The following is a 25,810-nucleotide window of genomic DNA, read 5'->3' on the forward strand; positions in this document are numbered from 1 at the left end:
GTTCGGCCTCGGCGACCCGGAAGGGCCGCAGCGACTCGCCGGCCGCCCGGGCGGCCGCCGCCCCGGCGGCGGACAGTGTGTACGGTGCGCGGCCCAGCTCGGCCGCACAGCGGGCGGCGGTGTCGGCGGCCTCGGTGGCCAGCCGCCGATAGGAGGGGCCGCGCCGCTCGGGCAGCAGGAAGGTCTCGGCGAGGATCAGCAGCGCGAGGCCGAAGGTCGCCCCCGCGAGCCGTTCGCCGAGGGTGTCCAGTGCGTAGGGCGGGAAGCACGGCAGGATGTAGAGGAGTTGCAGTCCCGGAGCGGCGCCCGCCGCCCGGGGTCCGGCGACCGCCACGAAGGCCAGCGAGAAGCCGATCAGCAGCATGCCGGCCACGGCGCTCCAGGTCCACACCGCGAGGTAGGTGCCGGCCGTCACCAGCACCCAGACCACAGGCGCCCCCTTGACCAGTGCAGCCGCCCGCTGACGCCCGGTGCCGGGGATGTGAGCAAGAGCCGCCATCGACACCACCGCGAACAGGGCGTACGTCGCGGCGACGGGCCGGTCCAGCCCGTACAGGCACACGAAGAACCCGGCACACGCGGCGAGAGTGGTACGGACCGCACGCTGCGCCGCGTTCGCGGAGCCGCGGCCAGCGCCTCCGTCACGTTCGGCGCCCATGCTTCCAGCATCGGGCCGCACGTCGGCGGCCACCGCATACCGACCGATATGTCAGCCGGACGGCCGTAGCCGGGAACGGGCCGACGCCGGCCGAGGAGCGGCCGAAAGCCCCCTCGCATGCCCGCGGCGGGAACTCACCGCATCCGGATCCGGCGTCCGTCCGCCGGCCCCGGCAGGTCGCGCATGCCGCGCAGCGGTGAGTGGTAGATCGGGACCCAGACCAGGGCCAGGCCCAGCGCACCGGCCCAGAGGGCGGCGCGGAGGGACACGACGGTGGCCAGCAGGCCGGCCAGGGCGGCGCCGAGGGTGAGCGCGCCGGTGAGCAGGAAGCGCATGGTGGCGTTCATCCGGCCGAGCAGGTGGTCGGGGGTGGCATGCTGACGAAAGCTCACCTGGATCACATTGTCGATGCCGACCTTGAGCGTGATCAGCAGCCAGGCCCCGGCGGCGCACCAGAGCAGCGGGCCACGGTCGGCCAGTGCCACCAGGACGCCGAGTGGCGCGACCGCCAGGCCCATCAGCCAGAGCACCCGACCCGCGCCGAGTCGGCGGGCCAGCGGGCGGGCGAGCAACGAGCCGAGGAAGACGCCCACCCCGCCGAGCGCGAAGAAGAGGCCGAGCACGTCGGCGGGCAGGTGCAGGGTGCGGGCGAAGAGCACCGGGAGCACGGTCTGGCAGAGCTGGATGGACAGGTTGGTGCAGGCGCCGGCCAGCGCGATCGGGCGTAGCAGCGGGTTGCCCAGCACGAAGCGCAGCCCGTCCCGCACCTCGCCCGCCAACCCCCGCCCTGTACCGTCGGCCGGCTTGGGGGAGACCACCGGCTCCGGACGGCGGATCCGTAGCAGCAGTGCGGCCGAGCCCAGGTAGCTGACCGCGTCCAGCAGCACCGCCACGGGCGCCGACACCAGCGCCACCAGGAAGCCGCCCGCCCGGCGCCCGCCGACCTGGGCGACCGCGTCCACCGTGACCAGGCGCGCGTTGGCCCGGGTGAGGCCGGCCCGGCCCACCACCGCCGGCAGGTTGCTCAGCGCGGCCACGTCGAAGAAGACGGTCGCCGCCCCCGTGAGCAGCGCCACCAGGGCGAGTTGGGTGAAGGTCAGGCAGCCGAGCAGCCAGGCCGCCGGGACCGAGCCGAAGAGCACGGCCCGGGCCAGGTCGGCGGCTGTCATCACCGGCCGCTTCGGCAGCCGGTCCACCCAGGCGCCGGCCGGCAGCCCGATCAGCAGGAAGGCGGCCGTGCTCAGCATCGCCAGCAGACCCACCTGGCCGGCCGAGCAGTGCAGCGCGAGCGCCGCGACCAGGGGCAGCGCGAGCGAGCTGACCGCGGTGCCGAGCTTGCTGACAGCGGCGGCGGCGAGGAGCAGCCGGAAATCCGAATCGGGGGAGGCAGTGAGGGCGGGCAGGCTGGCCCGTAGGTCGGTGGTCATGGCGCACAAGCCTGGCCGCGGCCGCCGACCCCCGGCCATGGATTTGGGCTGAGCTCAATTGACGGGCCCCGCCCGCCACCCACCGAAGAGAGCCTGCCCCGTGCTGGAGTTGGAGTTCGCCGCCCGCGACCTGGCCCACACCCGGTTCGCCGTCTCCCCGCTCTGGGAGGTGGTGGCCGGCGTCCGGGTGCTGCGGCGGCCGGACGAGCATCCGCTGCACCGGCCATGGCTGGCGGCGGTCCGCCCCCGGCTGGCAGCCGCCCGGCTGGACTGGCGGCTGCTCGCAGACCTGGTGCCGGAGGGGCCGTTGACGATCCCGGTCTTCGTGGCACCACCGCCGACCTCCTCGGTGCCGGATCTCGGGGTGGAGCTGGCGGCGCTGCGCGCCACTCCGCCCGAGCAGGTCCGGGCCGAGCTGGACGGGCCACGGGCGCCGCGCACCGAGCGGGTCGAGGCGCTGCGCCAGGACCCGGAGGCCGAACTGGCCCAGCTGGCGACACCGTGGCGGCGTACTGGGAGCTCGCGCTGGCGCCCCACTGGCCGCGCCTGCGCGCCTTGCTGGAGGCGGATGTTCTCCACCGGGCCCGGCTGCTCGCCCAGGGCGGCATCCAGCAGCTCTCCACCGACCTGGACCCTCGGGTGAGTTGGTCCGGTGGGCGACTCTCGGTCGAGCACCGCTACGGGGGCGGCGGGCGCCGGCTGGGCGGGCGCGGACTGCTGCTGATCCCCTCGGCATTCGTCTGGCCGCGGCTGTTCTCGGTGACGGTCCCCCACCGCCAGCCGACCCTGCGCTACCCGCCGCGCGGGGTGGCCACCCTCTGGGAGCGGCGCGAACGCGAGCCCGCACAGGCGCTGGCGGCGGTGCTGGGGCGCTCCCGGGCCCGGCTGCTGACCGAGCTGGACGCCCCGGCGGCCACCGCGGAGCTGGCCCGCCGGACCGGGATCACGGCGGGGGGCGTCTCCCAGCACCTCGGCGCGCTGCGCGCCGCGGGACTGGTCGCCGCCGCCCGGGCCGGCCGCCAGGTTCTGTACCGGCGCGCCGAGGCCGCCGAGGTCCTGCTCAACGCGGCCGAGCGTGACCCGGGCCGACCCGGCCCGGCTTCCTGCTGAGCGGCCTGCGCGTCGTCGCACCCCCTGTACGGGTCTGTGTCCAGGGTGATCCACCAGCCGTCTATCCTGCCCGAGTCGCGGGCCAGATCGGCCGCGTGGGGAGGGGCCCATGGAACAGGCAAGTGATGTGCGTACAGACCATGCGGAGCGAAGAGAGGCCGCTCGCGCCTGCCCGGAGTGCGGCAGCGCGATACCCGTCGACGAACGGTACGTCGACTGGTGCGGGTCGTGCGACTGGAATGTGGACCCCAACCCCGTCGACCCGCGGCCCGGACGGGTCGCGGCCGTGCGGCGGGCTCTCGCGCGGCGGTACGGGGAGCAGTTGGCGGACGAGATGGGCCGGCGGGGCGGCCTTGGCCGGCCGCGGCGGGACGCGGCGACGGTCGCGGCGGTTGCTCTGGCGCTGCTGGTGCACGGGATGACCGTGGCCCTGACGGTCGCCGGGGTGCTGCTGGTCGTGCTCGGGTGGAGCACCGTGGTGCAACCCCTGATCGGTGTCGTAGCGCTGGTGATGGCCGCGGTTCTGTTCCCGCGGCCGGCACGGCTGCGGAAGAACACCCCGGTGCTGTACCGGGCCGACGCGCCGGGGCTGTTCGGCCTGATCGACGAGGTCGCGGCCGGTGTCGGGACGGCCGGGGTGCACGCGGTGCTGGTCGATGAGGACTTCAACGCGTCAGTGACGACGTACGGCTTTCGCCGGCGGCGGGTGCTGACGCTCGGCCTGGGGATCTGGCGCGTCCTGTCGCCACAGGAAAGAGTGGCGCTCCTGGGGCACGAACTCGGGCACTTCGCCCACGGGGACATCCGGTACGGTGCCATCACCGGCGAGGCGCTGCGCTCGCTGTCGACCTGGCACTACGCGCTGGCGCCGACCCCCGCGCGAGGGCCGGTGGACTGGTTCGTGAACGGCGTGACCTTTCTGCCCCGCCGGGCGGTCCAGGGGCTGCTCCTGCTGCTGGACCATCTGTCCCTGCGCTCTTCGCAGCGGGCCGAGTACCTGGCCGACGCCGATGCCGCCGTGGTCGGGTCAACGGAGGCAGCCGTCGGCCTGATGGACCGGCTGCTCCTCGCCCGTACGGTCCAATCGGAGCTGAGGCGCGTCTCGGCAGCCGCCTCGATGAGGGGTGGCCGGGGCGGGCGCGAGGTACGGGAGCAGGCGGAGCGGGAGCTGTGGGAGCGAGTGGCCGCCCACGCCGACGCCGTGCCGGAACGAGAGGTGGAGCGGCTGCGCCGGGCCGGCGCACGCCGCGGCCACAGCGTGGACAGCACGCACCCGCCGACCCACCTGCGCCGCCACTGCCTGCTCGCGGGAGACCCGTATCCGGTGAAGATCACGTACGGCGATCGCCGCGTGGCGGCGACGGCCGCGGAACTGGCCCCCGCCGAGGCCGCGCTGGCCCGTCGAGTGGTCAGGGAGTACGCGGGTTGAGCCGACCGGGGCGGCCGGCAGCCGGGCACCCGGCGCGCTCTCCCCGTGCCGCCGGCCGTCAAACGGTCGTGAACCGACCTCTCCTGTGACACCTACGGTCACGAACGGATAACCCGGAGGTACGGCAAACGCCGTATGGCATGCGCGGGTCGGTTGTGACTTCTATCCTCCTTCCAACCCGGCTACGCAGTGTCGGTCCGGGTGACTGGGGGGATCGATGCCGAGACTGTACGGGCGGGCGGATTTATTCGAGGCAGTGGTGCCTTCGCTGGTCGGGATCAGGCCCGACGGCCGGGGACGCATCCATCCGCCACGCCGGAGCCATCCGCGGCTGGTGGTCTGCGGCGGCGGACGCGGTACGGGCAAGAGCGCCGTCCTGGCGGCGCTTTCGGAGCAGTACGCGCAGCGTATCCCGCAGGCACACGCCGACCTCGCCGCGAGTGATTTCGGGCAGCCGGGGCTGGCCGCCCTGGCCCAGGACCGTACGGCCAACGCCTCCCGCACGTCCGACCTGCTCTTCTACCTCAACGACCGGTTGAGCAGGAAACCCGCGCACTTCGACAGGCAGATGTCCTTCCCACGACTGACACAGGGGCTTCTCGCGGTCAGCAGCTGGGAGGCCGGGGGCGGCGAGGACGCCGGGCAGGCCGTGCGGCCCGCGGAGCTGACGGCGGCCACACGCCGGCTCGCGGAACTGCTCCGGGCGAGTCAGCCGGACCAGCAAGCGCGCAAGGACAAGGCCGCTGCCTGGGTGAAAGAGGTGGTTCAGGCAGCCGTCCCGCTGACGGGTCTGCCCTCGGCGGTGGGCGAGATGGTGCAGGCGCTGCTGCGGATCGTCGCCGCCGAGCTGTTCAGCGCCCGTGCGCACCAGGGCGGCTTGGCATGGTGGGCCGCCCGGCACGTGACCAACCAGGGCGGGGCCCACGATCAGCTGACCGAACTGGCTCTGAGGTTCCGCGGAGACGCCGAGGACCGCCGGCTCGCCGAGCGGCACCTGATCGCGGCCCTGCTCGCCGACATCGCGGAACACTACGGTTTCCTCCGGACGGCCAACGGTGTGCCGCGCCCGCTGCTCCTCCTGGACAACGTCCACAGCCCTCTCGGCCAGGTGTTCCTGGACGAGTTGGTGCGGGCGTGGCACGAGGAGACCGGTCCCCGCCGGAAGATGCGGCCGGCCGTCATCGCCACCGCGTTGGAGGAGGCCCCGGCGAGCGGCGGGATCATACCCGCGGCACGGAGGGGGACCGACTCCCTCTGGCGGGAGAACCGCCCGGATACGGCATCCCAGTGGACGGTCGGCCTGCCGCTCACGCGGCTGGATTCCGACGACGTCAAGGCCATGTTCGGAAGGGACCACCCACCGCTCGGTACGGCTCGGTTGATCCTGCGGCTCAGCGGCGGCCGGGCAGGCATCGCCCACGCTCTCGTCGGCGCCGTCACGCCCCGCGTCCGCCTGCGGGACGACTCCTCTCTCGCCACCCTGCTCGACCTCCCGGCCCCTGCCCACCCCGGACACACGGTGACCACGGCGCTCCTGGAATGGCTGGCCCCCGACGCGGTCTCCCGCGACCGGCTCGTCTATTTCGCGCCGGCCCTCGACGATACGGCCGCGCACCGGCTCAGCGCCTACTACCCGCCGCGGGATCCCGGTGGCGTACCCGTCCAGGAGACCAGCGCCCACCTGCGCGAGAACCAGTGGAGCCGGCTGCCCTGGCCCGGCATCGACGGGCCGTTCGTCGGCAACCCCGTCCTACGGCGCCTGCTGCTGCACGAGCTGCGCAGTCGCACGGGCCGGGTCGCCCGTGCCGAACCGTGGAAGAACATCCACCTGCAGCTGAGGGCCCTCTACGCCCCGGACGACCGGGGCGGCACGGCCGGCCCTCCCGACAGCCGGTACCTGCACCACTCCCTCGCCCTTGGCGAGAGGGACCTGGTCGTACGCGCCCTGCATCAACGGTTCACGGAACAGGACGCCCCGGCATGGCTCACTGCGGTGAACCTCGTCTGCGCCGCGCCGCATCCACCGCCCACGCTGCCGGCAGCGCCTCCTGGAAGCGCCCCATGTCCCGGCTGCGCATCCGCCCAGGATCCCGTCCACCAAGCGGTCGGCCTCCTCGTGAACCAGCTGTGGCAGCTGTCCCGGCCACTCGCGATCCCCGAGGCCGCCACGATCGACAGCATCGGCCTGCAATTGCTCACCCTGGCCCAGCACAGCGGTCCCCTGGCTCAGCAGATCCTCTACCGCGCCCACCGGGAATGGCCCCAGGAGCTGCACGACTGGGCCCAGGCGCCGTCCCTGCCCACCTACGGAGAGTCCGGCTCATGAAGGTCTGGCCCGAAGGAAGGCTCTACCGTGCCCTGGCCACCGGCGCCCTCGTCGTGCTCCTGGGACTCGGCATCTACCTCCTCGTCATACTGCTGATCATCGACGAGCCGTCATGCTCCGACGGTGTCGAGAAGCGGGGCACCAAGGGAGAATGCACGGGGGTCACCGACGGCAGGTTCTCCTACGCCGGCCCCCTGGACCAGGTCTCCAGGCGGATCAAGACCGAGAACGACAGTGTGGCCGGCAAGTCGCCCGTCACCGTAGCCCTGATGATCCCGATGATCTCGGACAACCAGGCCGAACAGCGGGAATTCACCGAGCAGGTCCAGGGCGCCTATCTCGCCCAGTACCGCGCCAACCACGAGAGCAACGGGCAGCGGCCGCCCATCCGGCTGCTCCTTGCCAATCCCGGACGCAATTACGTTTTCTGGGAGCCGGTCGCCAGGCAGCTCGCCGACGCCGCGGTCTCGAAGTCCGAGAACCTGCGGGCGGTGGCGGGCATCAACATCAGCCTCAAGGAGACCCAGCAGGCCATTTCCTTCCTCACCAAGGACAAGGGCATTCCCGTCGTCGCCGCGGCCATGACCGCCGACGACATCATGAACACCGCCGACCGCCCACGTGACTATCCCGGTCTGGCCCGGGTCGCGCCCAGCAATTCGGACCAGGCCGCGGCCCTCGTCTCCTTCGGATCGGATATCAAGCCCGCCGAGACCATGGTGGTCGAGGACATTCGCGAGGACGACAATTACCTCGCGACCCTGCGCCAGACCTTCGAGAAGCTCGCCGAGGGAGCACCGAACGCCCCCGAGACCTTCCGGTCACCTCCCGACTTCAACGACGAGGGCAACCTCTCCAACGACTTCCACCGGATGGTGCCGGACATCTGCTCCTCCGATGCCAAGAACATCTACTTCGTGGGCCGGCCCGTCCAGTTGCGCCAGTTCCTCGTCGAACTGGGCAAGCGCAACTGCACCAAGCACTACACCGTCATCAGCGGCTCTCACGCCTCCACCCTTACCGTGGACAGCCAGTTCAAGGACAAGTGGGGCGCGCTGACCGCCGGCGCCGGGATCACCGTGCGCTACGCCGGACTCGCCCATCCGGACGCCTGGGCCGCTGACGGGCCGGAGACACCGGGCGGATCCAAGGCCTCGTTCAAGGAACTCGCCTCCCTCGCGAAGAAGTTCGGCAACACCTCGGCCACCGGGATCGGCCCGACCTCGCTCTTGGACTCGCGCACCATCATCACCTACGACTCCCTCACCACCGCCATCACGGGCATCCGCAACGACACCGTCGGCAGCGTGTCCCTGCCCACCCTCGCCGAGGTGACCAACAGCTGGCTCCGGCTCCACGGAGCCAACCGCGTCAACGGTGCCAGCGGGTGGATCTGCCTCGACCAGTACGGCAATCCGTACAACAAGGCCGTACCCATCGTGCACCTCGACCCCGCCACCAAAACGGCCGCCTTCGACCGGCTCGCCTGGCCCGAGGGGCGCCCCCCGGACGCCAACTGCTCGATCCGTACAGGCAGGGCGGGCTGACTCCGGCGGCCGGACCGCGGGGATGCCGATGACTGCCGGGGAGGCCATTTCCGCGGGAGTGCCTCCGGATCACCGAGCGGATCGAGCCCGACCTCGCGCCGGGCGCGGCCCGCGCCGGCACCTGTCACACGTGGTCGCGTGCCTGTCCCTCACCCCGGCACAGGATTCCGCGTCCTTCAGCTGCCGGGGAGTCGGCTTCGACAGCTTCGGCGCGAACGGGCCGCTCCTGCTCGGCCAGCTCCTGTTCCGCGAGACGCGGATCACCGACCGATGCCGAGTGCGGCGGCGCCGAGTCCGAAGCCTGCGGCAGCCCTTTCAGCCGTGGCTGCGGCACGGCAGCACGGGGGCGCTGTCAGCGCCTCCGTCCTCGGCACTCATGTATGAGTTGCGGACGTGCAGGGCACCCGCGCATAGAGGAGGGCGGCGACAGCGCCGGCGACGGCTGCTGCCGCACGTACCGAGGCGAGGAGATCGGCGCTGCGTATGGCAGTCCGGACAGACTTGGCCATCAGCCGAGTCGCTGTGCCAAGACCGGCCACGAGCCCGTGGACCAGCTCGACACAGCGCTGGGCGCCGACGCGATTCGCCATGGTGAGCGCCTGGGTGGCGGCGGCCGCGGCCTGATCGTACTCGCCGGAGCGCAGGTACGCGTCCGCCTCGTACGCCCATGAACACCGCCTTTGTCTTCGTACGGGCGACGGGCAGGACCTCGGTGCCTTCCTCACTGACCATTGACCGCTTTCCCGACCGGCCCGCGAGGCGGATCGGGCCGGATTTTGGCGGTAGCCCGGCGGGGTTGACGACGGTTCGGTGACGGCGGCCCTGGTGCGGTTGGCGGGGTTCGGCAAGAGCTGAGCGTCACGCCCGCGGCCGGGTGAGTTTGGCGGCCACGGCGTCGAGGACCCAGTCCAGGCCGGTCGCGAAGGATGTCTCGGCGTCCACGTCCGTGCCGTCGTACACGGCCTTGGTCAGCGCCGGGAAGCGGCCCGTGGCCAACATGCTCGTCACATGCGGGCCGTGGGCGCGCTGCCAGTCGTGCTTGGACAGGCCCGTGGCGCGCTCGGCCCGCAGGTTTGCGATCTCGCGCCTGATCGCGCCAATGAAGTAGGCGCTGACAGTCTCCACGGCGCGCATGACGGTGTCGACATCGGTGAGGCCGTCGAGGGCGGCCAGCGTGGCCTCGGTCACGGCGAGGCCGTTCGGGCCCAGGGCCGGGCGGCCGCCGAGCAGGTCGGCCAGCCATTCGTGACGGAGAGCGGCCTGCCTGGTGCGATGGGCGAGGGCGCGCAGCGCCTCCCGCCAGTCACCGGGCTGCTCCTCGGGGAGAATCTCGGCCTGGACCTCGTCCACCATGAGGTCGAACAGCTCCTCCTTGGTGGAGATGTATCTGTACAGCCGCATCGGACCGGCGTCTAGGCGGGCCGCGACCTTGCGCAACGACACTGCCTCCAGCCCGCCCTCGTCGGCCAGCGCGATGGCGGCGGCGACGATCCGCTCGCGGTCGAGCGGCAAGGGGCGAGTCGGCGGCTCCGGCCGGTCCCACACAGTCATGCTGACACCGTACCGTTGTGATGCACCGTATCGAGCAATACAGTGTATCGATATGAGACACCGCATCGCAGTGGTCGGGAGCGGTCCTGCCGGCCTTACCTTCGCCCGCGTCCTGCACCGCCATGACCACCCCGTCACCGTCCTCGAACGCGATCCCGCCCCCGACACCCGCCCCCCGGGCGGCACGCTGGACCTGCAGGAAGGGCTGGGCCAGCTTGCTCTGGACAAGGCGGGGCTGCTGGCGGAGTTCCAGGCGCTGTCCCGTCCCGAAGGGCAGGCCATGCGCATCCTGGACACGGCCGGGACCGTCCTGCGCGACTGGCAACCCCGGCCGGATGACCGGGCCAATCCCGAGATCGACCGCGGGCAACTCCGTGACCTGCTGCTCGGCCCTCTCGACGTCCAGTGGGGTCGGGGCGTGACGCAGGTGGTGCCGGGGACCCGGGATGGCGTACTGGTCCACTTCGCGGACGGGCGGCAGGAGACGTTCGACCTCGTGGTCGGCGCGGACGGCGCCTGGTCCCGGATCCGCCCGGCGGTCTCGTCGGCGACACCGCACTACACCGGCGTCACCTATGTCGAGACCTCCCTCGACGACGTCGACACCCGCCACCCTGACCTCGCCCGGTTGATCGGCGACGGTTCCGTGGCTGTGTACGGCGTGAACCGAGCTCTCGTCGCCCAGCGCAACAGCGGCGGCCACGTCAAGGTGTACGCGCAGTTCCGCGCGCCGCTGGACTGGCACACGAACCTGGATCTGGCCGACGTCGAGGCCGTGCGATCAAGCCTGCTGGCTCTGTTCGACGGCTGGGCCGCTCCCGTCCTCGAGCTCCTCCGCCACGGCACCGCTTTCGTCCACCGCCCCCTCTACGTCCTGCCCGTGTCCCACACCTGGACCCACGTCCCCGGGGTGACGCTACTGGGCGACGCCGCCCACCTGATGCCCCCATTGGGGGCGGGCGCGAACCTCGCGATGCTGGAAGGCGCCGAACTCGCCGAGTCCATCGCCACCGGCCCTGGGGATCTGGACGAGGCCGTCCGCGCCTTCGAGGAACAGATGTGGGCGCGGGCCGGCAGGTGGGCGAAGATCACGACGGCCGGTCTGGAACGCCTCGTGAGCCCGGACCCCGCCGAAGCCCTCGCCCTCTTCGACCAAGTCCAGCCATCCTGACCGCCAAGCGCGAGAGCACCAGCACCAACAGCTCGCCACGGCTTCACGGGACAGTACGGGACCGCTTCGGTCCCTTCCGGCAAAACCACTGTTAGGCGAACGCACGGACGCCTGCACCGAACGCAGCCCTCAGCCCGCTACCGCCAAAATCCGGCCCGATCCTCCTCGCGGGCCGACCCGACTCCGACAGCGAGGCCGTTTCCCATCACCTCTCGTCAGAGTCATTGGCTCAGCGATGGGGCCTCTTGCCGTGGATGCTCGTGATCTTGGAAGCGCTCTCCAGAGCCTCTCGAAGTCGTTCGTTGGTCAGGGCGGGGGGTTGGAGTTGGGCCGTTGCGAGGGCCAGCTCGGAGGCCAGCTCTTGGTTGCGGCGGCGGAGCTTCGCGTTCCTGGCGATGAGCCTGTCGCTGTCGGTGCCGATGCCGACGATCTCGGCGGTCGCGGCCAGGACGTCGACGTGCCGGTCAACGCTGGTTCGGTCGCATCGCAGAGTGCGGGCGAGGTGTCCATAAGTGCGCGGACGTGGAGCCCGATGTCCGCGATGTCGTCCGGCTGCCGGAAGATGTCGGTGCGGGTGGCCCGCCAGTGGCCGTCAGCGGCCAGGACGTCGGGAGCGAACTCGTCGATGAACTTCACGGCCCAACCCAAGAGGGGCCCCACGGCTTCCTCGGGGAGCCGGTCAGTGGCGTTCTCGCAGTGGCGGACTGCCTTTGACTCGCCCACCCTTGAAGGTGGTGCGGGTCGAAGGACAGTGCGTGTTCATCGAGGTGGGACCGCCAGCGCCAGAGAATGCGGACGACGCCGCGGGCGAGTGTCCGGCGGTCGGAGGACCGGGGATAGACCACGGTGAGGCGCTCGCGGTAGTCGTTCAGGTCGTCCGGGGTCAGGGTGGACAGGTCCGTGCGGTGCCGTGTCGTCGATCCAGGCGAGCTGATGGCGGAGGCCGCCGCCAGTGAGGCCGAGGAAGAGATCGGAGTCCGGGTCCGGGGGCTGAACGCGACGTACGTGCTCAACAAGGTCTACGACGACGGCCCGCCCGTGATCGGCTGGTACTTCCACACCAAGGAGTGGGACGGCACGCCGTCCAACCGTGAGCCCGATCGCTGCTCCGCGCTCACGTGGGCGGCGCCGCCGACTGTGGACCTTCAGGCCGAATGGACGGACCGGCTCGCGGTGCAGGAGTGGATGAAGGGCGCGGTGGCCGGGCGGATGTGGCCCGGCGGCGCGGGTAACGGACCCGCACCTGCGCCAACGAGGTAATTCACTTGGGACCCGTATGTCAGCATGTCTGGCTTGACTCCCCGGATCAACCGCTCGAGCGGTGAGCAGCACACCCGGCTGCACCCGCCTTCGCGTGCAGGGGCGCAGGACTGGGCAGCGGAACGCCGCACTGCCCCTTGCCCCGAGAAGCCGGCCCAGCCGTCGAAGGATCGGTTCAGCTGTGAGACAGGCCGGCCGCGAGGTTCCTCTCTGCCAGGGCTTCGATGCGCGCCGAGTGCACGGTCTCCGTGGCCTTCGGCGGCTTGACTGAGGCCGGCTCGCCGTAAGCGTGGAACTGGAAGTCGACCGGTTCAGGGGCGACCGTGGGCATGTCCACCACTATCTTGCGGGCGTAGGGCTTCCCGTCGGCCTTGGCGTAGACCGTCACCGAGTTGCCCCGTTCGCCCTGGCGAAGAGGGATGAGACGCTCACCCTGCTCAGTGACCTCGGCGTCGCGGAACGCCCCCTTGCCCGGTGCCGTCATTTTGTCGGCGATTTCGTGCACGGCAGCCAGGGCACACGTCTCAACCATGCTTTTGCGGATCTTGCCGTCATGGCTCAGCTCCAGCCATTTGCCGTGCAACTCCTTGTACAGCTGCGCACCCTCCGGGCTGGCACCCGCGTCCAGGTAGGTGTCACTCCAGCTCATCCAGGTACGACCGCCGTGGTCGACAAGGACACGGAAGAGCTCGTTCTGGGCAACGACACGGCAGTTGTTTTCGCGGTCCACGGAGATCTCGACACGCCCTCCCATGGCCACCGCGGCCTTGGTCGAGACCTGGACCGACGGCGCATCCTTGAACAGCTGAAGGGACCGCGACAGCAGCTCAGCGTTCGCGCGCGCCTTATCCGCATCCGCGCTCTGGGCCCCGCTTTCGCAAGCGGTCAGCGTCAGCGTCGCCCCCACCGCACCCAGTACGGCCAGCCGTCCTGCCTTACCTCTCACCACAGCCCCACCCTTTCCCCACCAAAACTTCACTGACACCAACCTACTGATCACCAACCGAACACCGCCAACGAACCGAACCAGACAGGCCACCCGATGCCCGCACTCCACGCAGGCGCCATCGCCGAAGGCGGTCGGCGGCCAGAAGGCGGCAGCCGTCCCTACGCCGTAGTCCTGGACGAGCAGCGCGAGGACTGCTCCTGGTCGCGCACCACATGGCGGCCCTGTGGCTTCGGCTGGCGGTTGGGCGAGGACCCGTGGCGCACCGCCGGCCGCGAATGCCCTGAGGAAGTGCGCACCAAGGCTGTGCCAGCGTCGGTGCCGCGGCGGGAATGCCGGTTGCCGGGCTGCGGTCTCGGAGCCCGACCGTGTTCGGCGACCTGTTCTTGCACGAGGCGGAACGGCCCGCCGCCGGGGTGTTGCGCAGCTATACAAGGACACCGTCCGGTTCGCGCCGATACCGATCTCCCTGGCGACAGCACCGGGCAGGCCAACTTCGACCCTGCCGGGTGCACCCCGTCCGCCTGGCCGCTCGCCTGGCCGCTCGCCTGGCCGCTCGCCTGGCCGCTCGCCTGGCCGACGGCAGGCGGACGTCATGGCTGCTGACGTCCACGCTGGCGAGCGGACGAGAGGCTTCCTGCCGGATGTGTCAGTGCTGGATGGGAGGGTGTGGGGCGGGGGCGGTGGCACGTGCCGCTCAATCAGCACGGAGGGGGCAGCATGGCAGCCCAGGCAGCCGCAGGCGGTGCCTCCGGTGACCTGTGCGCTCGCTCACATACTCGTTCCCCTGGGCCTGCAACGCCCTACCCCGACAGCACGCGCTTGCCGGAGCAGGCGCGGATTGCTGTACCCGCAGGCCGCTGGAGAATCCGTGCGTTCCATGCGACCGGCAAGTTCCCCTGGGTCGGTGTGATCCACCTGGGCCGGTGTGATCCACCTCGTTGAGGAACCGGAGCTCGGCGCCGTGAGAGCCGGCCGGCTTTTCGGCGAGACGGGCGGGAGGCCGGTCGACGGGCAGGACCAGGGCGACGCGGGTGTCACCGCGCTCCAGGGCCGCCCAACCGTCATGCCGGGCTGTGTGGTGAGCGACGGCCGGTGAGCCAGCGGTCCAGGGCGGCGCGCAAGTACGGCGGCGTCCGGTACCCGTCGAGATCGGCTGGGTCGACAAATCGCAGCTGACGCCCCTCGCCAATGCGCAGATCCTCGACGCGGCCGTCGTAGGGGATGGCGAAGATGCTGATGAGCTGCTGGGAGCCGTCACGGTCCCAGACCCGCTCGACAAACTCCGCCTCCCCGGGCACCGGCAAGCGGGCCTCCTCCCACAGCTCCCGGCGCAACGCCTCGTACGACAACTCCCCGGGCTCCGCTCCGCAGCCGAGCAGAGACCAGTACTCAGGCCAGTCCGGGGCGTGCTCATCGCGCTCGTGCAGCAACAGTGCACCGTCGACCCGCCGGTGGATGATGGCGACCGCTCCCTCGGCCAGTGGCCGTCCGTTGATGAGCTCGACTCCGCCCGCGTGCGCTTCGCGGATTGCCAGACACGTCTGCACACGCGGGAGAAGCCTCTCCAGCAGTACCCCTGGCAATTCCTCCGCCGCCATGAACTGGCACTGTTCCCATTCGTGCGGCGGCAGACGGATCGCCGCGATGTCAGCCTCCTCCAGCACTCCGCCGTCGTAGGCGTAGACAACTTCGGCCGGGGCTGGGTGAGCGCTGCTCCAGTCGATGGCCAGCAGCGGCCCGATCGCACAGTCCAGTCCGAGCTCTTCACGCACCTCGCGGGCGGCCGCCTGACGGGGACTCTCTCCCGCGTCGCTGTCGACGCCCCCGCCCGGCATGATCCATCGGGCGGCCGACCGGTGGACGGGCTTGACGATCAGCACCCGCCCGCGGCGGTCGGTGAAGAGCACCATCGCGGTGGCCACATTCTTGGGCCGCATCGCGATGTGATCCCTCGGGGCCACACCCCCGGGGCGGGCTTCGAGTTCCGCCCGGCGGGCGGCCGGGATACCGACCGGGGAGCCGATCTGCGCCACACCGTGGTCCAGATGTGCGACCCCTCCGGCCGCCAGCGCGCGCAAGCCGGCCATCACCCGCAGCCCCGCCCGCTCGGGCAGCCGCACCAGCGCCTCCTCGGGCATCAGCCAGTGCACAGCGCGCACCTCCCCGTCGGTGAACCGCATGCCCTCCACCTGCTGCGGGGAGAGGGGACCGACAGCGAAGACCTGTACTTCCAGGGCCCGGCCGTGAATGTTCGTCCCCGCGCTGTCGACCGCCAGCAGCCGGCCGACCGGCACCTCACCCAGGCCGAGCTCCTCGTCGATCTCCCGCGCCGCGCCCTGTGCCGCGCTCTCGTGAGCCAGCACCATGCCACCCGGCAGCCCGTAGGGGCTGCCGTCGCTGTGCTGGTAGGTGTGTTCCAGCACCAGGACCTGCCCCTGCTCATCGGTGATCAGCGCGGTGGCGGCCACCATGGGCGAAGGCAGCGTCGCGTAATAGTCCCGGCCCGAGGCGGGCAAGGGTTGGCCGTCGCGAAGGTAGGCGGTGTGCGCACCGCGTTCGGCCTCCAGCGCAGCGAGAACCCGTAGCCGCAGCGGCTCCGGAAACCGTGCCAGCGCTGTCTCCTCCGGCACGAACTCGGCCGCCCGGATCTCCGCTCGCTGCAACACCAGGCCACCGGCCCGAACGGGCTCCTCCAGGCGGGCGGCGAAGAGGAACACCAGGACGGGCCTGCCGGATCCGGCAAAGGGGGTCAGGTCGTCCACGGCCAGCAGCCGGCCGATCCGCAGCCCCCGCAGCCCCAGCTCCTCCTCCGCCTCCCGGGCGAGCGCCGTCAGCAGGCCCTCGTGCTCCACGAAGCCGCCGACGATGTCCCAGCCCGGCTTGTACGTCGGCTCGACGATCAGCAGCCGGCCGCTTTCATCCCGTACGAGCGCGTCGACTGCGACCAGCGGCGCGGGAAGGCCTCGCAAGTAGCGCGCGAAGTCCGGGTCCTCGGGCGGGATGCCGGAGGCGGACAAGGTCATCGAACCTCCCCGGTGGACGACGGTGCACACGGGCCCCGGGAACCCGACCTGGCCAACACCTTCCAAGGCGCCCGGTTCGGACGATCAGTACAAGAGCTCAACGAGTTCACCCGAGCCTACGGTTACGACCTGAGCGCCTGGCCCGGTTTCACGGTACTCACGCGAATACGCGACCTGCACACACTCGGATCCTTCATCAAGCGAGCCGACGCCGGCGACACAGAAGCCGAGGAGCAGCTCCAGCAACCGTCTCGACACGCTGCGCCACGGCGACCTTCAAGCGCTATGGAACATCTACTGACCTTGGCTGAGGCCGCGTACCTCTTCCCCGACGCCGAGGACGTCCAAGGCTCGGCCAGGAGGAGCTCCGGACGGCGGGGGAGACGATGCCGGTGCCGAGGAGTGCCGATGAACTGGTGGCCGGGATCGCCTCCCTCGTGGAGCGACGGCCCGTGGGAGACGGGCGACGGCGCTCCCTCGCGCGTTACGCGTGCGCCGTGGAGAGCGCGCGCCATCCCGAGCTCCGGGAGATTCTCGTGCCGCGCGAGAACGCGGCGCGGCGGCGCGAGGCGTTGGATGCCGTACGCGACTTCCTGGCCGCGCGAGGCGTCGCGGATGTCGAGGGTCGTACCCTCAGTCGCCGAACCGGTCGACAAGCGTGCGCAAGGTGTCGAAGGCCGGCTTGGGGGCGTAGTCGTCGGTGGTGAGGCCGAACCGGTGGAACAGTCCCGTGTTCGCGCTGTCGGCGTCGCGCAGTGCGAAGTGGGTGTAGCCGCTCAGGCGGAGTTCCTCGGCGTGGATGGCGATGACCCGCACCACGGTCTCGACGACTTCGGCCTGGCGGTGCGGAGGCCGGTCGGGTCCGGTGGGTCAGGACTGCTCGCCCTCATGCTGCTCCACCACGCCCGGCGCGCCACCCGGACCGCGCCCGACGGCAGCCTGGTGCCGCTCGCCGAGCAGGACCGCGGCCGATGGGACACCGAGTCGATCGCCGAGGGCGGCCAGATCCTGCAGGCGGCCCTCGCCCGCGACCGGCTGGGCGAGTTCCAGGCCCAGGCCGCCATCGCGGCACTCCACGTCGACGCGCCCACCGCCGAGGAGACCGACTGGGTACAGATCGTCGAGTGGTACGACGAGCTCGCGCGCCTGACGGACAGCCCGGTCGTCCGGCTCAACCGCGCGGTGGCCGTCGGCGAGGCCGACGGACCGCGCGCCGGCCTGGCGGCGCTTGCGCCGCTGGACGAGTCCTCCCCAAGCTCTTCGAGCAGGGGATACCCCATGCCCCGCCACGCCGCGGTGGCGGCGTACCTCCACGAGCGCGACGGCGACCTGGCGACAGCGGCGCGGCTGTACGCCGAGGCGGCGCACAAGGCCCCCAACATCGCCGAGCGCGACCACCTGACGCGCCAAGCCGCCCGGCTCAACGCCCGGCTAAGTCGCTGAAGGGGCACGCTCGGACTGGAGCGTTCGCTACGCGGCCGGGGCCAGGCCGCGGGCGGTGCCCGTCAGTTCGTAGGCGTGTCCCGCGCGCAGTACCGTGGCTTCGCCGAAGGGCTTCCCCATGAGCTGCATGCCGATCGGCATGCCCGCCGAGTCCCGGCCGACCGGCACGGTCAGCGAGGGAACGCCGGTGATGTTGGCCGGGGCCGACAGCCGCACGTACGCGTCGGAGACGCTTTCCACGCTGCCGTCGCCCCAGGTCACCGCGGACTGGTCGGCCTTCACAGCGGTGAGCGGCACGGTCGGTGCGGCGATCACGTCGACCGCTTCCAGCATCTCCAGCCAGGATTGCCGCATGAGGGTGCGGGCGCGCTGGGCCCGAAGGTAGTCGCCCGCGGTCATGAGCTCGCCCGCCTCCAGGAGGACGCGGACGTCGGCCGCGTACAGGTCGGGCACCGCCCGCAGCGTCCGCTCGTGGTAGGCGGAGGCCTCGGGCACCATCAGGCCCCACTGCGTCGCCTGGATGTAGCGCGTCATCGGGATCTCGACCTCGACGAGCCGGGCGCCGAGCTCCTCCAGCCGGCCGATCGCCCGGCGAACGAAGGTCTCGACCTCGGGGTCCACCCGGTCGAAGTAGTAGTTGCCCGGCACCCCGACCCGCAGCCCCGTCAGATCCGTGCCGGCGCCCGGCCGGTAGTCGACGGCCGGAGCCGCGACGGACGCCGGGTCGCGCGGGTCGTGTCCGACCAGGGCGGCCAGCACCAGCGCCGCGTCCTCCACCGTGCGGGTGAGGGGGCCCACATGGTCGAGTGACCAGGCCAGCGAGGTCACGCCGTACCGCGGCACCAGCCCGTACGTCGGCTTCAGTCCGACGACTCCGTTCAGCGAGGCGGGCACCCGGATCGATCCCCCGGTGTCGGTCCCCAGGGCGAAGGTGGCTGCTCCCGCGGCCACGGCGACGGCCGAACCGCCGCTGGATCCGCCGGCCACCCGGCCCGGGTCCCAGGCGTTGCCGGTCTGCGGGGTGGTCAGGCCGTAGGCGAATTCGTGTGTGTGGGTCTTGCCCACGAACGCCGCGCCGGCGGCGGCGAGTCGCGCGGCGACGGTGCTGTCCGTCTCCGCCCGGTGCCCCGTCCGCACCCGTGAGCTCGCCGTGGTGGCCATCCCGGCCACATCGATGAGGTCCTTCAGCCCGGCGGGTATGCCGTGCAGAGGCCCTCGGGGCATGGCACCGGCGATCTCGGCCTCCGCCTGCCGCGCCGCCTTCCGCGCACGGTCCGCCGTCACCGTGGTGAAGGCCCGCAGGCGTGGCTCGATCTGCTCGATGCGCTTCAGCACCGAGTCCACCAGTTCGACCGGCGAAACCTGCCGGGTGCGTACGGCCCCGGCCGCTTCGGCCACGGTCAGTTCATACGGCTGCATCGTGTCGCTCCCCTCCGGCGCGGTACGCCGCGGACGGCGGCGTGTCCCCGAAGTCCAGCTCGCGCAGGACCGAGACGACGGAATGGATGTGATCGGCGGTGGCTGCCACTCCCGCGCGGCGATCCTGTGCCAGCGAAAGCCCGGATCGTGCGGCCCAGCGGGCGGCTTCGGGCGGAGTGAGGTCTGCGGCGGACATGTGCTGCCTTCCTTCACGGTGGGCGGCGGAACGATCACCGCCGCCTTAAAGCTAACAGGTTGCGTTAGCTGGGCGATAGAGCCTACGGTCGCTTAAAGCGAACCAATAGCGTTTGCTGTTTGTCGGCCCTTTCCGGACGAAGGAAGTACGCGCATGCGCACCGCAGAGCTCATCGAGCCGGCCCCGTACGACGCCACCGCCCGCTGGACCGTCGGCGACATCACGGTCCACCGCATCGACGAGATCCCCCTGCCGCCGCAGACCGGGCCGTGGCTGCTGCCGGCCGCCACCGCGGAGGTGGTCACCGAACAGGACTGGCTGCGGCCCGACTTCGCCGGCCCGGACGGCGTCCTGCACCTCGACAGCCACAGCTTCGCGCTGGTCGTGGACGGACTGCGCGTCCTTGTCGACACCGGGATCGGCAACGGCAAGACGAGGGCGAACCCGGCGTGGCACAACCTCCGCACCGACTACCTCGCGCGCCTCGCGGACGCCGGATTCACCCCCGAGGACGTCGACCTGGTGGTGCTCACCCATCTGCACACCGACCACGTCGGATGGAACACCCGGGAAGTCGACGGCGCGTGGGTGCCGACGTTCCCCAACGCCCGTTACCTCACGGCGAAGGCGGAGTACGACTTCTGGGCCGCGTACGACATGGATGAGGCGCGGCGCGGCATGTTCCGCGATTCCGTCCTGCCGATCGAGGAGGCGGGCCTGCTCGAACTGGTCGACGTACCGGACGAAGGGGTCGACGTGGCCGACGGGCTGCGCCTGGTGCCCGCCCCGGGGCACACCCCCGGTCAGATCGCCGTTCGTGTGAGCAGTGCGGGCGCGGCGGCCCTCATCACCGGGGACGCCGTCCATCACCCCGTACAACTGGCGCATCCGGGAATCGGCAGCTGCGTCGACATCGACCCCGTGCAGGCCGAGGCGACCCGCCGCACGTTGCTCGCCTGGCTCGCCGACACCGGCGCCCTCGCCCTCGGCACGCACTTCCCGTCGCCGACCGCCGGTCGCGTGGTCGCCCATGGAGGCGCCTACCGGCTCGAACCGGTGCCCGCCGTGCCCGCTGAGGTCCGGCCTTCGTGAAGGCGGACACGCCACGGCCCGCCCGCCGCCGACCGAAACGCCGCCCGGTGTTCGCGGCAGCTCAGCGGGTCACGCCGAAGCCCTCCACGGCCTCCTGCACGAGGCGGTGTGCGTACGCGTCGGTGAGGTCGCCGGGGCGGAACAGGATGCGGTACATCATCGGTGCCACGACCCGGTCGATCAGCGTTTCGACGTCCGGGGCGTCCTCGCCGCGGTCCGCGGCGCGGGCGAGCATGATGCCGACCTGCTCCGCCGCGTAGGCCGAGCACTGCCCCGCGTTGTCACCGTCGGGGTCCCCCAGCAGGGCGTCGCGGATGTACGCCCGCCCCGTGGGAGAGGCCATTTCCTCCAGGAACTGCTCGGCCCAGCTCCGCAGGTCCTTCAGCAGCTGTCCGTGGTCCTCCGGCGGAGCGTCGGGCCGCAGGTGCTCGACGGCGACGTCGGAGAGCAGTTCCTGCAGGTCGCCCCAGCGGCGGTAGATCGTCGAGGGGGTGACGCCGGCCCGGGCCGCGACCAGCGGAATCGTCAGCGCCGGACGTCCCGCCTTGGCTTCGAGTTCCCGTACGGCGGTGTGGACCGCCTGCTGGACCCGTGCGCTGCGGCCCCCCGGGCGGACCATCGCTTTTCGGCTCATGGAAGCAGCCTAAAGCAAATTACTTGCATCACGTTAAGGCGAATGCGCTGCTTTAGTGGGGGGCGGTGTGGCTCAACCGGGTGGCACGCGACGCGGCCGGGTTCGTGCGTGGGGCCGCACGCCGAACGAGCCCGCGGTGTGGGTGACGCCCTGGCCCGCGGCGTACGGTGGCGGGCATGAACGATCTTTCCACCCCGTACGTCGAGGTCGACGGCCGTGCCGTCGATGCCGATCCGCTGTTCCTCGCGCTGATGGGCGGCTACGGGCACATGACCGCCATGCAGATCCGGGACGGCCGGGTGCGCGGGCTGGACTTGCACCTCACCCGGCTGGACACGGCCACCAAGGAACTCTTCGGCGAGGGCCTGGACGGCGGACTGGTCCGTGACCGGATCCGGCGTGCCCTGGGCGAGACGGGAGTGCGCGACGTATCGGCGCGGGTGTATGTATACGCACCGGAGCCGGGCGACAGGACCGTCACCACGGTGATCCTGCGCCCCGCAGTGCCCGGCCCCGGCCCGCAGAGGCTGCGCAGCGTCCCGTACGTGCGGCCCGCCGCCCACCTCAAGCACGTGGGCGTCTTCGGGCAGGCGTACCACCTGAGGCGGGTGAAGGCGGAGGGCTTCGACGAGGCGCTGCTGGTGGAGCCCGACGGCGCGGTGGCCGAGGGCGCCATCACCAACGTGGGCTTCCTCGAAGGCGACACGGTGGTCTGGCCCTCGGCCCCCGCGCTGGACGGCATCACCATGCTGGTCCTGCGACGGGAGCTGGACCGGGCGGGCGTGCCGTGGCGGCAGCAGCCGGTACGGCTCGACGAAGTCTCGCGCTTCGACGCGGCGTTCGTCTGCAACTCCGTCGGCATCTCCCCTGTCGCGCTGATCGACGACGTGCGGTTCCCGCTGGATGCGGAACCCGTGGGGATGCTGAAGCGGGTGTACGAAGCCGCACCGTGGGATGTGATCTGACCGATCCGACCGCGGCGCCACGGGCCGGATCCGCTCGGATCATCTGCGTCCCGGACACCACCCTCAGCGCCGGCGCACCGCAGTAGGCGGCAAGCGCGTCAAGTGCACGGGCAGGGCGGGCCGTTCCGTACGACTCACGGGCGGCCCAACGCACCTGCCGTGTACGACCGGGCCTGCCCGCCCATGTGCACCCACCACCGCGTGCTCAGCTGACGGCAGCGCCGAACCACTTCGGCAGCCGGTCGAGCAGATCCCGCTGATCCTCACCGACCCACGCCACGTGGCCGTCCGGCCGCAGCAGCACGGCAGGCACGTCCAGTTCCTCGCTGGCGTCGACGACGTGGTCGACCCGATCCGCCCAGCCCGCCACCGACAGCCGGCCGGTCTGGTCGAGCAGCAGCCCGCGGCCGCCGTGCATCAGCTCGTAGAGGCGCCCCTGCTTCAGCCCCACGTCCCGCATCCGCCGGCCGAGCAGTTCATGCCCCTCGCCGAAGTCGTAGCGCACCCCGATCGCGATGATCTTCTCGATCAGGTACCGGTTCACGTCCTCGAAGTCCATCAGTTCCGCCACCAGCCGGCGCACTGACCGGGGGCCCGGCTCGAGGGACATCAGCTCCATCTGCGCGCGGGCGTTGTCCAGCACGTCGGCGGCTACCGGGTGCCGTTCGGTGTGGTAGCTGTCCAGCAGCCCCTCCGGCGCCCAGCCTGCCACCTCGGCGGCCAGTTTCCAGCCGAGGTTGAACGCGTCCTGGATACCGAGGTTGAGGCCCTGCCCGCCGATCGGCGGGTGGATGTGCGCCGCGTCGCCGGCCAGCAGCACCCGGCCGGTCCGGTAGCGCTCGGCCTGCCGGGTGGCGTCGCCGAACCGGGAGAGCCAGCGCGGCGAGTGCACGCCGAAGTCGGTGCCGGCGACCGTCCGCATCTGCTGCTTCAGCTCGTCCAGGGTCGGCGGGACCGTGCGGTCCTCCGCCACCCCTGCGGCGGGCGCGACGACGCGGTACACCCCGTCTCCCAGAGGCATGGCGCCGAACCGCAGTTGGGTCTTGCGGACTTCGGCCATCACGGCGTGCACCGTCTCCGGCGGCGCGGTCAGCTCCACCACGCCCAGCAGCGTGTCGACCCTGGTGGGCTCGCCGGGGAAGCCGACGCCGAGCAGCTTGCGCACCGTACTGCGGCCGCCGTCGCACCCGACGAGGTAGCGCGAGCGCAGCTGCGTGCCGTCGGCCAGCTCGGCGGTCGCCCCGTCCTCGTCCTGGCTCAGCCCGACCACTTCGCAGCCGCGCCGGATCTCGGCACCGAGTTCGGTGGCGTGCTCGGTCAGCAGACGCTCGGTGGTGGTCTGCGGGACATGCAGGACGTACGCATGCGCGGTGTCCAGCTGGTCCGGCCACGGCTTGTCGATGCCGGCGAAGAATCCGCCGACCCTGAACTGCCGGCCGACCGCGAGGAACCGCTCCAGCAGACCGCGCTGGTCCATCACCTCGACGCTGCGCGCGTGCAGGCCGAGCGCGCGGGCATACCTGGTGGGCTCCGGCTCTTTCTCCAGCACGAGCGCGCGCAGGCCGTGCAGCCGCAACTCACTGGCCAGCATCAAGCCGGTCGGTCCACCACCGGCGACGATCACGTCAATCATGAATTCCCCCATGCAAGAGATTGATCTTCGGCCAGCCCCTCCGCGCGGTCCGGCGCGGCGCGCACCGTGGCGTCTCCGCGCCGAGTGCGCCCGCTACCGCACCGCGAGTCCCACCGGCGGTTCGACGTCCAGCGAGACTCATATGCCTAAGAGCGCACATGCTTCGCGCATCACTGATCTGTGCAGGTTCTGGCCTTGGCCGACGATTCTGCGCCACGACCCGGGTCTTGCCGCAAGCCCCCCGGTGCGCTATATCTTGATAGTGGCAAGGAGTGTGCAAGCTCCTTGCCTTTGTCTTTTACTTGCCCCAGATCTTCCGGTACGCCGTGCGATAGCCGGACGGGTCCCCGGCCGTGACTCCGCCGCTGTTGGCGGCCGTGGCGATGTGCACGGGGGCGACGTATCCGCTGGCCGGCTCACCGGAGAAGGCGCGGTTGAATTCGTCGACGATCTGCCAGCCCTGCTCGGAGAGTGCCTCGGGAACGGTGGCGGCCTGGAACTGCCTGGTGTCGATGCGCTGAAAGGCTGACGGATCGCCGTCCCCCGCACCGATGTTGAAGGGCGCGGCGGCCCCCTTTCTGCGTGCCGCGCGCAGGGCCGGGGCGACGTCGGCGAAATACACGTCGTTGATGGCGATGGAGTGGGTCCACGTGTCCGGGAAGCGGGAGATGAGCGAGGAGACCTCCTGGGGAGTCCGGCTGCTGGTGTCGGAGAGCGGGATGTTCTCCTCCGCCAGAAGTCGCACACCGGAGCAGGTGGCGAGTTCCTTCTTGATGAGCTCGGACTTGTTCCTGGCGAAGGGGATCGAGGCGTCGGTGAACACCACGACCCCGGCGTCGCCCCGAGAGTGCGCGATGACCCAGTCCGCGCTGATCCTCGCGACGTCCTCGATCTTGGTGGTGATGTTGCTGAAGAGCTCGGGATCCTCGCTCGGGCCGGGGGAGTCGACCGCGTGCCACCCGATGAGCGGAATGTGTTCCGCGTTCGCCCTCGCCACCTGCTGAGACGTCAGGTGGGGGTCGAAGCCGCCAATGACGATGCCCGAGGGGCGCAGCGCGATGGCCTGGCTGAACGCCGCCTGGATCCCGGCGGGGGTGCCTTGGCCGTCGATCACCCGGACGTTCCAGCCGATGGCCTTCGCGGCGTCCTGAACGCCCTTGGCGGTGCCCGCGACGCCGGGGTTGGTCATGGTCTGCGCGACGTAGGCGATGCTTTTGCCGCGGACCGCCGTGGGGCCACTGGTGGGGCCGTTCCACGCGGTGTCGGTCCTCTCGGCCTGCCGAACGACGGCTTCGGCCCTGGCCAGGGTGGTGGGACAGCCGTCCTTCGTCGGCTTCGCGGGAAGGGGCACGCCGCCGCCGGTCGACGAACCGCGCTCGCAGCCGGCGGTGACGGCGGCCGCCACCGCCAGGGCGACCGCGCCCGCCAGGGTGGTCCTGCGCTTCGCGGGCACGGGCGCGCCTCGCGGACGAAAGGTCGGTGGGCCGGGCGGCAGCCGCGGGTCACGCGGTGTCATGGGCCGTTCGGGCGGATACGGTGCGGCGTTGGCGCAGCTGCCGGCGGGCGGCGTAGCCGGCCAGGCCGACCGCGATGAGCAGGGTGCTGCCGTTGAACAGCGGGGTGACCCAGAACCGTGCGCCGAGCTGGCCGATGCCGGCGAGGCCGATGGCGAGGATCGTGACGGCGACCAGGGTGCCCAGGGCGTTGGCGCGTCCGGGCCGGATGGCGGTGGAACCCAGCAGGGCGCCGACGAAGGCGGGCAGCAGGTAGTCGATGCCGACGCTGGGATTGCCGATCTGCTGCTGGGCGGCGAGCTAGCGGCACGGCGATGAGGGAGTGGACGTCGTGGGCGAGGAGGTTCTCGGCGCGCACGGGATCCTGGCCGATCCAGCCCCCGGCAGTTCTCAGATCGGGCTCCAGAACGGTCCGCACGCTGGTCAGACAGCGCCGCTGGGGCGTCGACGGCTGAAGGTCGAC

The 25,810-nt window shown here is 71.3% G+C and carries 18 protein-coding genes and 5 pseudogenes; 11 read left to right on the forward strand and 12 right to left on the reverse strand.

Annotated elements, in window-relative coordinates; genetic code table 11:
• Together J7E86_RS06735 and J7E86_RS06740 are read right to left on the reverse strand one after the other, a co-directional pair.
• Window positions 1–658, reverse strand: a pseudogene (locus J7E86_RS06735) (FUSC family protein); the annotation flags it as partial.
• 134 nt (window positions 659–792) lie between these two features.
• Window positions 793–2,085 carry an MFS transporter gene (locus J7E86_RS06740; RefSeq protein ID WP_215080592.1) on the reverse strand — a complete coding sequence of 431 codons (1,293 nt, stop codon included), beginning with the start codon at window positions 2,083–2,085 and terminating at the stop codon, window positions 793–795.
• Between the two features lie 100 nt (window positions 2,086–2,185).
• Here J7E86_RS06740 and J7E86_RS31780 point away from each other — a divergent pair, with 100 nt between their 5' ends.
• The 5 genes from J7E86_RS31780 to J7E86_RS06760 all read left to right on the forward strand — a co-directional run bounded on the left by J7E86_RS31780 (window position 2,186) and on the right by J7E86_RS06760 (window position 8,497).
• Window positions 2,186–2,728, forward strand: a complete 543-nt coding sequence (locus tag J7E86_RS31780) for a hypothetical protein (protein WP_308312496.1) — start codon at window positions 2,186–2,188, stop codon at window positions 2,726–2,728.
• Window positions 2,641–3,195 (forward strand): helix-turn-helix domain-containing protein, encoded by a 555-nt coding sequence (locus tag J7E86_RS31785; protein WP_308312497.1) that lies wholly within the window; start codon window positions 2,641–2,643, stop codon window positions 3,193–3,195. The genes J7E86_RS31780 and J7E86_RS31785 overlap by 88 nt, the downstream gene beginning before the upstream one ends.
• A 127-nt stretch (window positions 3,196–3,322) precedes the next feature.
• Complete coding sequence (locus tag J7E86_RS06750) at window positions 3,323–4,624, forward strand: M48 family metallopeptidase (protein ID WP_308312498.1); 1,302 nt, start codon at window positions 3,323–3,325, stop codon at window positions 4,622–4,624.
• 217 nt (window positions 4,625–4,841) lie between these two features.
• Window positions 4,842–6,950, forward strand: a complete 2,109-nt coding sequence (locus J7E86_RS06755; RefSeq protein WP_215080594.1) for a hypothetical protein — start codon at window positions 4,842–4,844, stop codon at window positions 6,948–6,950.
• Window positions 6,947–8,497 (forward strand): ABC transporter substrate-binding protein, encoded by a 1,551-nt coding sequence (locus J7E86_RS06760; RefSeq protein ID WP_215080595.1) that lies wholly within the window; start codon window positions 6,947–6,949, stop codon window positions 8,495–8,497. The genes J7E86_RS06755 and J7E86_RS06760 overlap by 4 nt, the downstream gene beginning before the upstream one ends.
• A gap of 858 nt (window positions 8,498–9,355) precedes the next feature.
• Here the strand turns inward: J7E86_RS06760 and J7E86_RS06765 are convergent.
• Window positions 9,356–10,048, reverse strand: a complete 693-nt coding sequence (locus J7E86_RS06765) for a TetR/AcrR family transcriptional regulator (protein ID WP_215080596.1) — start codon at window positions 10,046–10,048, stop codon at window positions 9,356–9,358.
• Between the two features lie 52 nt (window positions 10,049–10,100).
• On the opposite strand from J7E86_RS06765, the gene J7E86_RS06770 reads away from it, so the two are divergent.
• The gene (locus J7E86_RS06770) at window positions 10,101–11,219 is read left to right on the forward strand and encodes an NAD(P)/FAD-dependent oxidoreductase (protein WP_215080597.1); all 1,119 of its coding nucleotides are present in this window, start codon (window positions 10,101–10,103) and stop codon (window positions 11,217–11,219) included.
• 900 nt (window positions 11,220–12,119) lie between these two features.
• Window positions 12,120–12,479: an NUDIX domain-containing protein gene (locus J7E86_RS06775; protein ID WP_308312499.1), complete on the forward strand. Its 360-nt coding sequence runs from the start codon at window positions 12,120–12,122 to the stop codon at window positions 12,477–12,479.
• A 175-nt stretch (window positions 12,480–12,654) separates the two neighbouring features.
• On the opposite strand, the gene J7E86_RS06780 is transcribed toward J7E86_RS06775, so the two are convergent.
• A complete protein-coding gene (locus tag J7E86_RS06780) occupies window positions 12,655–13,386 on the reverse strand; it encodes a hypothetical protein (protein ID WP_215080599.1) in 732 nt (243 codons plus the stop codon).
• A 1,103-nt stretch (window positions 13,387–14,489) separates the two neighbouring features.
• Window positions 14,490–16,451 carry an NUDIX hydrolase gene (locus J7E86_RS06785; protein ID WP_215080600.1) on the reverse strand — a complete coding sequence of 654 codons (1,962 nt, stop codon included), beginning with the start codon at window positions 16,449–16,451 and terminating at the stop codon, window positions 14,490–14,492.
• Window positions 16,452–16,801: 350 nt separating this feature from the next.
• Between J7E86_RS06785 and J7E86_RS30845 the strand changes: the two are divergent.
• Window positions 16,802–17,083 (forward strand): annotated as a pseudogene (locus J7E86_RS30845) (TetR family transcriptional regulator); the annotation flags it as partial.
• Between the two features lies 1 nt (window position 17,084).
• Here the strand turns inward: J7E86_RS30845 and J7E86_RS06790 are convergent.
• A pseudogene (locus J7E86_RS06790) lies at window positions 17,085–17,321 on the reverse strand (hypothetical protein); the annotation flags it as partial.
• On the opposite strand from J7E86_RS06790, the pseudogene J7E86_RS06795 reads away from it, so the two are divergent.
• Window positions 17,322–17,894, forward strand: a pseudogene (locus tag J7E86_RS06795) (DUF6596 domain-containing protein); the annotation flags it as partial.
• 27 nt (window positions 17,895–17,921) lie between these two features.
• On the opposite strand, the gene J7E86_RS06800 reads toward J7E86_RS06795, so the two are convergent.
• Window positions 17,922–19,313, reverse strand: a complete 1,392-nt coding sequence (locus J7E86_RS06800; protein WP_215080601.1) for an amidase — start codon at window positions 19,311–19,313, stop codon at window positions 17,922–17,924.
• Window positions 19,300–19,509 (reverse strand): hypothetical protein, encoded by a 210-nt coding sequence (locus J7E86_RS06805; protein WP_215080602.1) that lies wholly within the window; start codon window positions 19,507–19,509, stop codon window positions 19,300–19,302. Before J7E86_RS06805 ends, J7E86_RS06800 begins: the two co-directional genes overlap by 14 nt.
• A 153-nt stretch (window positions 19,510–19,662) precedes the next feature.
• On the opposite strand from J7E86_RS06805, the gene J7E86_RS06810 reads away from it, so the two are divergent.
• The gene (locus tag J7E86_RS06810; RefSeq protein WP_215080603.1) at window positions 19,663–20,601 is read left to right on the forward strand and encodes an MBL fold metallo-hydrolase; all 939 of its coding nucleotides are present in this window, start codon (window positions 19,663–19,665) and stop codon (window positions 20,599–20,601) included.
• Window positions 20,602–20,662: 61 nt separating this feature from the next.
• Here the strand turns inward: J7E86_RS06810 and J7E86_RS06815 are convergent, their stop codons facing one another.
• A complete protein-coding gene (locus tag J7E86_RS06815; RefSeq protein ID WP_215080604.1) occupies window positions 20,663–21,235 on the reverse strand; it encodes a TetR/AcrR family transcriptional regulator in 573 nt (190 codons plus the stop codon).
• A 176-nt stretch (window positions 21,236–21,411) separates the two neighbouring features.
• Between J7E86_RS06815 and J7E86_RS06820 the strand changes: the two genes are divergently transcribed.
• The gene (locus J7E86_RS06820; RefSeq protein ID WP_215080605.1) at window positions 21,412–22,200 is read left to right on the forward strand and encodes an aminotransferase class IV; all 789 of its coding nucleotides are present in this window, start codon (window positions 21,412–21,414) and stop codon (window positions 22,198–22,200) included.
• Window positions 22,201–22,405: 205 nt separating this feature from the next.
• Here the strand turns inward: J7E86_RS06820 and rox are convergent, their stop codons facing one another.
• The 3 genes and pseudogenes from rox to J7E86_RS30850 form a co-directional block, all read right to left on the reverse strand.
• Complete coding sequence (rox, locus tag J7E86_RS06825) at window positions 22,406–23,833, reverse strand: rifampin monooxygenase (RefSeq protein ID WP_215080606.1); 1,428 nt, start codon at window positions 23,831–23,833, stop codon at window positions 22,406–22,408.
• Between the two features lie 298 nt (window positions 23,834–24,131).
• On the reverse strand, window positions 24,132–25,286 hold the full coding sequence (locus J7E86_RS06830) for a substrate-binding domain-containing protein (RefSeq protein WP_308312500.1): 1,155 nt from the start codon (window positions 25,284–25,286) through the stop codon (window positions 24,132–24,134).
• Window positions 25,287–25,335: 49 nt separating this feature from the next.
• A pseudogene (locus tag J7E86_RS30850) lies at window positions 25,336–25,647 on the reverse strand (ABC transporter permease); the annotation flags it as partial.
• Window positions 25,648–25,810: the final 163 nt, after the last annotated feature.

It is taken from the genome of Streptomyces sp. ISL-11 (genome assembly GCF_018614525.1).
GTDB lineage: Bacteria > Actinomycetota > Actinomycetes > Streptomycetales > Streptomycetaceae > Streptomyces.